General features: G+C 40.5%; 2 protein-coding genes. Both read left to right on the top strand.

The features are described from left to right. The first annotated feature begins 72 nt into the window (after positions 1–72). Positions 73–384 (top strand): hypothetical protein, encoded by a 312-nt coding sequence (locus O0J15_RS21215; protein WP_308306304.1) that lies wholly within the window; start codon positions 73–75, stop codon positions 382–384. A gap of 112 nt (positions 385–496) precedes the next feature. Then, positions 497–925 carry a hypothetical protein gene (locus O0J15_RS21210; RefSeq protein ID WP_308306303.1) on the top strand — a complete coding sequence of 143 codons (429 nt, stop codon included), beginning with the start codon at positions 497–499 and terminating at the stop codon, positions 923–925. Positions 926–1,238 lie beyond the last annotated feature (313 nt).

Raw genomic sequence — 1,238 nt, 5'->3', positions numbered from 1 at the left:
GCTTTATAATGCCCAGACAGGGAAGAAAGCATGAAAAAATTATAGATGAAAATATAGAATGGAGAAAACAACATGAACAACACACAAGTATATCAAGCACAAACAACTGACCACGGCATTGCTAGAGCATTGGGCGAAGAGATTCGTATGATTACCAATGTTGAAGAAACAACTTATAATGGACACGGTGAAATCACTGTTGAGTACACCAACGAAGTAGCATTGACAGAACTATTTGACCATATTCATTCATTGTATGAGAAAGGTAAAAGCTTTGCAACAACTCCATACTTGCATTTTAAAGTGTTAGGAGAAGATGAATTTGAAACTAAACCAACGTGGAATATTAGTAAAAAAGAAGTTATGGATTTTTTAGGAATTTGAAACAACAAAAAAAGTCACTTGCGGAGAGTTTGGCGACCGAAGCAAGTGACTGGTTAAAAAGGATACGTTTTTTAACGTACCTTGATTATAGCATAGAAAGACAAGGTAAACAATGGGAAAACAACATCAAGCAGTAAAATTCAAAGATATTGCTGAAAAATTGCCTGAACTAGAGGGCAAAAACTTAGAAGAAATCGCTGGACTATTAGGCTATCGCAACTTGGAGAGTTGCAGGGTCAACCTTTACAATCTGAGACAAAACAAGCGTCTAGGATTTGAAGTGGAAAAAGGGGTGTACTCCAAGTTCGCACTCTTGGACGATTCGGTAAAAGAGGAACTGGAAGACAAGGAATTGTCAGACCGTGGGCGCTATTTGAAGAGCGTAGACCGCTATAAGGCAATGCTAAACGCCTTTTCTATCGCCTTTGATAGCACGGTCAAGGCGGAAACCAGACAAAAAGCAGAACATGACGGCTTGAAAGCCTTGGACAGAATCCCAGATAAGCACTACGCCCTACTTTATGACATGATGGAGGGCTAGGATGGAAGCAAAAACACACTTCGCTAGATTCATGCGTCGAGGGATGGAACTAGCAAGGCAATTACATAGTAAAGAAATTCAACGTGATGAATTTGATAGGGCCTGGAAAAGATTAGGCGATCAAATCGAAAACGAAACGAAGAAAAACTAAGAAAACCGAAGTGTAGGCAAGCAATTAGAAAAGGTTTTGAAAAACGAGTGCTGACACGGCGACTCTAAGCACTTGTTTAGCAAAAATGTGGGTGATTACCCACGAAACATCACTACATGCGTCCACCAACTAGGGGCAATCGCCCAGCGTTTGGAGTGGTGG

It is taken from the genome of Stenotrophomonas sp. Sm10 (assembly GCF_030985515.1).
Lineage (GTDB): Bacteria > Pseudomonadota > Gammaproteobacteria > Xanthomonadales > Xanthomonadaceae > Stenotrophomonas > Stenotrophomonas hibiscicola.
The sequence above is the reverse complement of the archived record's forward strand: the minus strand, read 5'-3'. Positions and strand labels throughout refer to the sequence as shown.

What these genes read in the sequence shown, in the direction of transcription:
- O0J15_RS21215 (WP_308306304.1), top strand. Translation starts at nt 73, where the DNA reads ATGAACAACACACAAGTATATCAAGCACAAACAACTGACCACGGCATT.
- O0J15_RS21210 (WP_308306303.1), top strand. Translation starts at nt 497, where the DNA reads ATGGGAAAACAACATCAAGCAGTAAAATTCAAAGATATTGCTGAAAAA.